Source organism: Amycolatopsis ultiminotia (assembly GCF_039536925.1).
Taxonomy (GTDB): Bacteria; Actinomycetota; Actinomycetes; order Mycobacteriales; family Pseudonocardiaceae; genus Amycolatopsis; species Amycolatopsis ultiminotia.
Map to the genome: position 1 here is coordinate 405,340 of NZ_BAAAZN010000006.1, position 8,666 is coordinate 414,005.

An 8,666-nucleotide genomic window follows, 5' to 3' on the forward strand; every position below is an offset into this window, starting at 1 on the left:
TGGCCGCGCCCGCCGCCCGGTGCGCCAAGGTCCGCTTTAGACGGTCTTTAGGGGTTGTCGCAACCACCGGCCGGATGACAGATTTCCGGGACGTTCCAAGCAATTCCATCGGCTCGTTTTCGCTGGGAGTTCGCATCGGGCGGACTAGGACTGGGGATCGGTATGCACACGTTGACACGCAGGCTTCTGGTCGTGGGAGCGCACGGCGACGACGAGACGCTCGGCGCGGGCGGCACCATCGCCCGGCTCGCCGACGAAGGCGTCACCGTCTCGCTCTGCATCCTGACCAACGACGACGGTTCGCGCTCGGTGAGCGGCACCGGGATCGTCAACCGCACCGCGGCCATCGAACTGGCCGCGAAAACCCTCGGCATCGAACGCGTGCGGGTACACGAGTTCGGCGACAACCGGCTCGACACGGTCAGCCACCTCGAGCTCAACCGGGTGGTCGAACAGGAGGTCCGCGAGTTCGAGCCGGACACCGTCTTCAGCACCAGCATGTGCGATCTGAGCACCGACCACGCGCTGGTCAGCCGCGCCGCACGGGTCGCGGGCCGTCCCGGCAAGGGCCCGGTGCGGGAGGTCCGCACGTTCGAAATCCGCTCCGCCACCGACGTCGGGGAGGCCTCCGGGCTGCCGGTCGCCTTCCGGCCGAACTGCTGGCAGGTACTCGACGAAACCCACCTGGAGCGCAAGATCGAGGCGTTGCGCGCCTACGGCAAGGAGCTCGAACCGTGGCCGCACCCGCGCAGTGAACGCGGTGTCCGCGCACTCGCCGAATACCGCGGCTCGCAGATCTCGGCCGGGCTGGCCGAGGCGTTCGAAATCGTGCGCAGTGTCCGCTGAACGCTGTTTTCCGACCATTTCCGCTACCATTTTCACTGCCCTGCCAGAAACGGGTGAACCGGGATGACCAGTACTGTCGCTGAATACGAAACCACTGTCGAACGTGCCAGACTCACCTCGGTCGCGGTGATCGGGATGGGTTACGTCGGCCTGCCGACCGCACTCGGCCTGCACGCGGGCGGGGTCGAGGTGATCGGCATCGACCTGTCGCAGAACCGGCTGGACGCGATCCGCACCGGCGAGGTCGACCTGATCGAGTCCGACCACCGCCGCCTGGAGAAGGCGGTGCACCAGGAAGACTTCCGGCTCACCACGGATTCCTCGCGGATGGCCGAGGCGGACGCGGTGCTGGTGTGCGTGCCGACCGGCCTCGACGAGTACCTGATGCCGGACCTGCGCCCGCTGGAGAGCGCGTGCGCGGAACTGGTCACGCACGCCCGCCGCGGGCAGACCCTGATCCTCACTTCCACCAGCTACGTCGGCACCGCACACCGGCTGCTGGTGAAGCCGTTGACCGCCAAGGGTTTCACCGTCGGACGGGACCTGTTCGTCGCGTCCAGCCCGGAGCGGATCGACCCCGGCAACAACACGCACACGCAAGCCGAAACGCCGCGCGTGCTCGGCGGTGTGACCCCGATGTGCACCGCGATGGCACAACGCGTGATCAACGTGCTCACCCCGGCCGTGCACTGCGTCAGCTCCCCCGAGACCGCGGAGATGACCAAACTGTACGAGAACACCTTCCGCGCGGTGAACATCGCGCTGGCCAACGAGTTCGCCGAGATCAGCGACGGATTCTCGATCGACCCGATCGAGGTGATCGACGCGGCGGCCAGCAAACCGTACGGGTTCATGGCTTTCCACCCCGGCCCCGGCGTCGGCGGGCACTGCATCCCGTGCGATCCGCACTACCTGCTGTGGCAGCTGCGCGCCACGCAGAGCAACGCGCCGCTGGTCACCCAGGCCATGCACGCGATCGCGGAGCGGCCGAAGCAGGTCGTGGAGCGGGTGCTGAACACGCTCTCGCACGAGGGCAAGGGCATGTCCGGTACCCGTGTGCTGGTGGTCGGGGTGACCTACAAGCCCGGGGTGCAGGACGTGCGTTCGTCGTCCGCATTGGACATTCTCGACCTGCTCGCGGCCAAGGGCGCGAAGGTCGGCTACCACGATCCGCTGGTGCCGAACGTCCGCGTGACCGGAGGTTCGCTGGACAGCGTCGTTGATCCGGACGGCCGGGACTGGGACGTCGTGCTGATCCACACCGTGCACCCCGGACACAGCTACGACTGGATCACCCGCTGTCCCACCGTCATCGACGCCACCTACCGTTTCGACCGCGCGCTGTACGCGAACTGAGAGGAAAAAACGTGCGTTACCTCATCACGGGCGGCGCCGGCTTCATCGGCTCCCACCTCACCGAGCACCTGCTGGCGCGTGGCGACGAGGTCGTCGCGCTCGACAACCTGAGCACCGGCACCATGGACAACCTCGCGGGCGTGGCCGGGCACCCCGGTTTCCGGTTCGTGCGCGGCTCGATCACCGATCCGTCCGCGATCGAGGCGTGCATGGCGGGCATCGACGCGGTGTTCCACCTCGCCGCGGCGGTCGGCGTGTTCACCATTCTCGACAAGACGCTGGACAGCCTGCGCACCAACCTGCACGGCACCGAGCACCTGCTGGACGCGGCGCTGCGCCACGACGTGCCCATCCTGGTCGCCTCCACCAGCGAGATCTACGGCAAGAACACCGCCGACGGCCTCACCGAGGACGCCGACCGGATCATCGGCTCGCCGCTGAAGAACCGCTGGTCCTACGCCGAGGCCAAGGCGCTCGACGAAACCTTCGCCCACCTCTACGCGGTGGAACACGGCCTGCGCACAGTGATCGTGCGCCCGTTCAACACCGTCGGCCCGCGCCAGACCGGCCGCTACGGAATGGTCATCCCGCGGTTCGTCACGCAGGCGCTCGCCGGTGAGCCGATCACGGTGTTCGGCGACGGCCAGCAGACCCGCTGCTTCTGCCACGTGCACGACGTGGTGCCTGCGCTGGTCGAACTGCTCTCGGACGAATCGGCGCACGGCAAGGTGTTCAACCTCGGCAGCACCGAGCAGACCACCATCTCGCAGCTGGCCGAGCGGGTGATCGCGGCGGCCGGATCGTCGAGCACCATCTCGAAGGTGCCCTACGAGCAGGCCTACGGCGAGGGGTACGAGGACATGCAGCGCCGCATCCCGGACTGCTCGCGGGCTCACCAGCAGATCGGCTTCACCCCGACCCGCACGCTGGAGGACATCATCAACGCGGTGATCGCCGACCGCCGCAGCTGACCGTCTCCTGGTGAGCGGCGGGATCCTTGCCGATCCCGCCGCTCACCCAGGTCCGGGCCCCAGTTTGCGGTAGATCGCCGTCAAGTGGACTGCCACGGCGTTCGCGGAGACCCCCAGTGCCTCCGCGATCGCCGGGGCCGGAGTGCCGGCCGCGGCGAGTTCGGCGACCCGCAGCTCGAGTTCGGTCAGCACCACCGGAGGAGTCCTCTCTTCGGATTTCACTGCCCGCTGCCGGCTCCGGCCAGCTCGCCCGCGAGCGCACTGCGCCCGCCGACGCCGAGTTTCCGGTACACCCTGGTCAGATGCTGCTCCACAGTGGACACCGTGATGTACAGCGTTTCGGCGATCTGCCGATTGGTCCGCCCGTGCGCAGCCAGCTCCGCCACCCGCAGCTCGGCCTCGGACAACGCGGTGGCCGCCGCACTGTCCGGATCCGGCTCGGGCCGCGGCGGCGGTGCGGGGCTGGCCGCCACCGGCCGTGCCACCACCGCACGCGCCACGCCCGGCCTCGGCACCCGCACCGGTTTCACCAGGCCCGCGGAGCGTTCCGCGCGCTGGCCGAGCTGGTTGATCGCCCGCACCGTGCGGGCCAGTTCGAGCCGGTCACCGGAGTCCTTGAACCCTTCCGCGGCCCTGCTCAGCAGTCCGTGGCGAGCCGCGGCCTCCCCGGCGAACGCGAGCACACGCAACGCCGAGGCCCGTGAATACCCGTCGGTGGGCGCGGTTTCGGCGAGCTGCTGTTTGGCCAGCTCGACCGCGAGCGTCGGATTCCGCAGCCGCAGGTTCGCCTCGGCGAGGTCGGTCCGCCACGGTGCGACCGCCGGCAGCTCGAGCCCGCGGTCACGCAGGAACCGTTGGCACTGCTGGAAGTCGCTGACCGCGGCCAGTCCACGATTGGTCGCGAGGTGGAACTGCCCGCGGGCTCGGAGGAACCGTACGCCGCCGAGGGTGTCGAACACCGTTTCCGGCAACGGCTGGCGCAGCACCGCGGCCGCGGCCTTGAACGCACCGGCGGCAGTCTGCGCGGCCAGCAGTGTGGCGAGCGGGTAGCAGATCGCGACGCCCCAGTTCGGCCCGTCGAGCAAGGCCAGCGCCCGGTTCGCCGCGTCCGCGGCTGCCGCCGGTTCGCCCCGGCGCAACAGCAGGCTCGCACCCAGTGCGTCGAGCACCGCCTTCCAGGTCACCGCGCCGCGGTACTCGGCTTCCTCCGCGAGCGAGGTGCACCATCCTTCGGCCCGGTCGGTCCGGCCGTCGTAGGCAAGCGCGAGGATGGCCGTGGCCAGTGCTTCCAGCGACGTGTCGGACAGCCGGCAGTTCTGCAGGATGCGCTCGGCGCTCGCGGACGTTTCCTCGGTGCCGCCGTTGCGCCAGACCGACGCCAGGGATTCCGCGGTACGCAGCCAAGGATCGCTGGGATCGGCGGACATCGGCACCGTGGTGCCGTAGTGCCAATACGCGGCGAGCGTCAGCTCCGCGGCGGTACGCGGGTGCAGTGGTTCGAGGTCGTCACCGAGCCCGGCCACCGCGGCTTCGAACGTCTCCCGCTCGCCGAACCACAGCGACTGGCGTACGAGCGCGAGCCGGTCCGACTGGTCCAGCGAATCCCCGGCTTCGCGCAGGGTGGCCAGGTGCGGCGCGGCCGCCGCCGGGTTGACCCGCCAGGTGATCTTGGCCAGCAACTGCGCGATGCTCTGCTGTTCCCACGGTGCCGTGGCCACCGACGCGGCAAGCCGCAGGCACCGGGTGGCGAACTCGACGTCGTCGCCGAGCATCACTTCTTCCGCCGCCGCGACGAGCGCCGGCAACGCCCAGTCCGCCTCGGCTGCACCGGCCGCCACGAGATGCCGCGCGACTTCGGGAGCAGGCAGGCCCCGTGCGTGCTTCACTTCGGCGGCGCGCGCGTGCAACCGGACCTTTTCCGGTCCGCGCAACCCGCCGACCACTGCGGCGGCGGCCGGCTGCTGCCGGAACCGCACGCCGTCGACGAGACCGGTTTCGGTGAGCAGGCCGGTGGAGGTCTCCGCATCGAGCGGATCGACGCCGGCGACGGTGGCCACGGCTTCGGTGGTCACGTCGGTGTCCAGCACCGCGATCGCCGTCGCGACCTCCCGCAGCGGTGAACCGTAGCGGTGCAGCAGCCGTTGCACCGCCTCGGAATACACCGAACCGTGGTCGACGCTGCTGTGGTGCGCATCGACGAGTGCGTTGACCAGCAACGGATTGCCCGCGCTGAGCCGGTGGATCTCCTCCGGCAGCCCGTCTTCGTGGTCGCCGGCGACCAGCTCCGCGATCGCCGCCACGGTGAACGGCGTCAGCTGCACGTGCCGGTGCGGCTGCGCCGCAAACGGCAGTCCGTCGCCGCAGTACCAGCTGTCCGGATGCGTGAGCACCAGCAGCAGCGCCGCCGAGCGCGCCCTGCGCTGCAGACGCAGCAGCAGCCGCGCGGAAGTCCCGTCCACGTGCTGGAGGTCGTCGACCGCGATCAGCACCGGCCGCTGCCTGGCGAGCCGATGCAGTGCGTTGCACAGCGCGGCGATCCGGTCCCCCTCGGCGCTGGTGTACTCGGCGGCCACCGCGGACGGCAGTGCCGGGCTGGCCAGCAGCTGGTCCAGCACCCCTCCGTCGATCTCCCGTTCGTCGGCCGCACCGGCTGCGGTCAGCGTGAGCACGCCCAGTTCCCGCGCCCGTGCCACCGCCTGGTGCTGCAGTTGTGTCTTCCCGCTGGCAGGTCCTCCGCCCACCAGCACCGTGTCACCCGTTCCCGCGTCGCATTCGATCAACAGCCCCTCGACCAGCGCCACGGTTTCGGGTGGCTCGGTGCGGCGGTTCTGCCCCCAGTTCTCGCCCATCGCAAGCTCCTCGACCCGACGGTCCTGCTTCTCTGCAGGAAGAACCGTGGCAGCCGACCCCTAAGTGCAGCCAACCGCGATCTAAAGTCACTCGAACAGGTGAGACCGGCTACTCGGCGTCGCGACGGCGGTAGGGGTTGCCGCCGGCCCGCCCGGTCCGAACACTCCTGAAACTGTGACTGTCCTGAGCGAAACCGGCGTGAGCCGGTGGATCCGGCGTTTCCACCCGTCCGGCGGCGCCCGTGCCCGCCTGGTGTGCCTGCCGCACGCCGGTGGCTCGGCGACCGCGTACTTCCCGTTCTCCCGCGCCGCCGCCGAGGCCGTGCCGGACGTCGAAGTGGTCGCCGTCCAGTACCCCGGACGGCAGGACCGCCGCGGTGAGCCCTGCTTCGACGACGTCGGCGCGATGGCCGACGCGATCGCCGACGACCTGCGTCGGTGGGCGGATCTGCCACTGGCGTTGTTCGGCCACAGTATGGGCGCAACCGTCGGTTACGAGGTCGCCCGCCGGCTGGAGGTGCGGGGGACGCCGCCGCTGGGGCTGTTCGCCTCCGCCTGCCGTGCCCCCTCCGTGCATCGGATCGAGTACGTGCACCAACGCGACGACGAGGGTCTGATCGCCGCGCTGAAGGAGCTGAGCGGCACCGACGCCGGTGTTTTCGGCGACGACGAGCTGCTGCGCATGGTGCTGCCCGCGGTCCGTGGCGATTACACCGCGGTGGAGACCTACCGGCACCGTCCCGGCGCGGAACCGAGCTGCCCGATCCAGGTGCTCACCGGCGATCGGGACCCGGTGACCAGCCTGGCCGATGCGGGCGCCTGGCACGCGCACAGCACGGCGTCCACAGCCGTGGAAGTCCTCCCCGGTGGGCACTTCTACCTGCACGAACAGCTGCCGCGCGTGTTGGCGGTGGTGGCCGCCCGGCTGGCCGAATGGCGGCCGGGAAACCCGCCCGGATGAGGGTGGGGAAACCCCATCCCGGGTTCAGGTGCGCACCCCATGGCCGCGGGCACCGGATTCGGCGAAACTGGTTTCAGCAAGGACGAGGACCACAACTCCCGGAGGTCAGTCATGATGGCGATCACCACCGCTCCCGGTGTCACGCAGCGGATGCTGGCCAACGGCCACCTGGAACTCACCTGCCGCGAAAGCAGCCGCCACATCGAATGCGAGCCGGTGGCGGCCGCCATGTGGATCGCGCTGAAGCAGCACAACGGCGACATCGACCAGGCCGCCGAAGTGCTCTCCGCGCTGTGGGAAACCGACCCCGAGGACACCCGCTACGACCTGATCGCACTGGCCGGCTCGCTCTGCTCGCTGGGCATGGCCCAGGAGGACTGAACCGGCTGCCCCGCGGCTCGGCGTGCCGCTCCGCCGGTCCCCCCGGATGCACAGGTGGCCAGGAACTCCGGCCCGGCGCGGGTGAGCTCAGGACCGGCGCCGGCCCGGCCGGAGCGGGAGCTTCCGTTCGGCCGGTTCGAGACCACGCAGCGCCACCATTCCGTGCAGCGCGAGCAGCGGTTTGAGGAGCAGCCACTCACCGGGGCGATAGTCGTGCGCGGGCACCAGCTTCCCGGCCAGATCCGGACGACGGCGCCGCAGGTAGGCACGGGCCTTGAACGCGTGCGCGGGCTGCGAGACGAACTTGATCCGGTCGACGTCCTCGAGCAGCGGAAGCACATTCGTGACGTTCTCCCAGGTCGTCCTGCTGGTGTCCTCGATCAGCACGTGGCCGTCGAAGCCCAGCACCGACCTCGCGTAGCCGGCCATCAGCCGGGCCTCCGAGACATCGTCGCCGTCCGCGCCTCCGCTGAAGATCACGCGGGTGTCCTGGCCGCGGCCGTCGCGGACGGAGCGGAGCCCGGCACGGACTCGCCAGCGGTTGACGAAGTTCGCCGTCGGCCGGGGGTTCCGATACCCCAGCACGACGACGGCCTCCGAGACACCTTCGCCGGTCTCCACCACAGCGCGCGACCGGCGCCAGTTCCACCATTCGCCCCAGACCAGCACTGCCACCGCCGCGGCCGCCGCCAATCCCGTCCGCTCCAGCATGCAGCCGACCCTAAGGGATGTCTCGTGTCTGGTGGGGTTGGTGATCAGTTGGTGCGGGGGATGTTGTGCAGGTGTGCGATATCGGAGACGGTGTCGTCGAGTGTGCTGGCGGCGCGGCGGTAGTCGCGCGGTGTCTTCCAGCACTTCATCCGCGCCGGGGCGTGTTCGATGCGGGCGCGGATCGTGTGGTGGCCGGCGTTGAGGTCTTCCTGCCGGCCGGGCAGATCGCTGCCGTCGGTGATGACCGGGTGCCGTGCCAGTTCCTGCACGATTCCGGAGTCGCGGTAGACGGTGCAGCCGTTGCGGTTGCCCGGATGCGCGTCGCCGGTGGTGATCACCAGCCGGGTGTCGGCGTCGACCGCGATCTGCACGTTCCCCGGGTACCGGTAGTTTGTCGCCGGTGCCGCCGACCGGTGGTCCCGTGTCGGCGCCAGTGTGCTGTCCATGACCGCGACCGCGTCGATCCGGCGTGTGCGGACCGGGCCCGGCTCCAGCCCCGTGAACGGGGCAATCCGCTCCGACCGCGACGCCGAGATCACCTGCACCACACCATGACCAACACACCCAACCGACCCACACCAGATTACGCGA

Annotated in this window: 8 protein-coding genes and 1 pseudogene; 5 read left to right on the forward strand and 4 right to left on the reverse strand. The window is 70.0% G+C overall.

Features of this window, described 5'->3' with window-relative positions; all coding sequences use genetic code 11:
• Positions 1–192 precede the first annotated feature (192 nt).
• The 3 genes from ABD793_RS16985 to ABD793_RS16995 all read left to right on the forward strand — a co-directional run bounded on the left by ABD793_RS16985 (position 193) and on the right by ABD793_RS16995 (position 3,173).
• The gene (locus tag ABD793_RS16985) at positions 193–846 is read left to right on the forward strand and encodes a PIG-L deacetylase family protein (RefSeq protein WP_344860931.1); all 654 of its coding nucleotides are present in this window, start codon (positions 193–195) and stop codon (positions 844–846) included.
• A 63-nt stretch (positions 847–909) separates the two neighbouring features.
• Positions 910–2,202 carry a nucleotide sugar dehydrogenase gene (locus ABD793_RS16990; protein ID WP_344860933.1) on the forward strand — a complete coding sequence of 431 codons (1,293 nt, stop codon included), beginning with the start codon at positions 910–912 and terminating at the stop codon, positions 2,200–2,202.
• A gap of 11 nt (positions 2,203–2,213) precedes the next feature.
• Positions 2,214–3,173, forward strand: a complete 960-nt coding sequence (locus ABD793_RS16995; protein WP_344860935.1) for an NAD-dependent epimerase/dehydratase family protein — start codon at positions 2,214–2,216, stop codon at positions 3,171–3,173.
• A 42-nt stretch (positions 3,174–3,215) separates the two neighbouring features.
• Here the strand turns inward: ABD793_RS16995 and ABD793_RS17000 are convergent, their stop codons facing one another.
• Both ABD793_RS17000 and ABD793_RS17005 read right to left on the reverse strand, forming a co-directional pair.
• Positions 3,216–3,368: a LuxR C-terminal-related transcriptional regulator gene (locus ABD793_RS17000; protein WP_344860937.1), complete on the reverse strand. Its 153-nt coding sequence runs from the start codon at positions 3,366–3,368 to the stop codon at positions 3,216–3,218.
• Between the two features lie 23 nt (positions 3,369–3,391).
• The gene (locus ABD793_RS17005) at positions 3,392–6,022 is read right to left on the reverse strand and encodes a LuxR C-terminal-related transcriptional regulator (RefSeq protein WP_344860940.1); all 2,631 of its coding nucleotides are present in this window, start codon (positions 6,020–6,022) and stop codon (positions 3,392–3,394) included.
• Positions 6,023–6,197: 175 nt separating this feature from the next.
• Between ABD793_RS17005 and ABD793_RS17010 the strand changes: the two genes are divergently transcribed.
• Positions 6,198–6,983 carry a thioesterase II family protein gene (locus tag ABD793_RS17010; protein ID WP_344860942.1) on the forward strand — a complete coding sequence of 262 codons (786 nt, stop codon included), beginning with the start codon at positions 6,198–6,200 and terminating at the stop codon, positions 6,981–6,983.
• Between the two features lie 39 nt (positions 6,984–7,022).
• On the forward strand, positions 7,023–7,364 hold the full coding sequence (locus ABD793_RS17015; protein ID WP_344860945.1) for a hypothetical protein: 342 nt from the start codon (positions 7,023–7,025) through the stop codon (positions 7,362–7,364).
• A gap of 87 nt (positions 7,365–7,451) precedes the next feature.
• Here ABD793_RS17015 and ABD793_RS17020 read toward each other — a convergent pair whose 3' ends face one another.
• Together ABD793_RS17020 and ABD793_RS17025 are read right to left on the reverse strand one after the other, a co-directional pair.
• Positions 7,452–8,075 (reverse strand): YdcF family protein, encoded by a 624-nt coding sequence (locus ABD793_RS17020; protein WP_344860947.1) that lies wholly within the window; start codon positions 8,073–8,075, stop codon positions 7,452–7,454.
• Positions 8,076–8,119: 44 nt separating this feature from the next.
• Positions 8,120–8,611, reverse strand: a pseudogene (locus ABD793_RS17025) (transposase); the annotation flags it as partial.
• Positions 8,612–8,666: the final 55 nt, after the last annotated feature.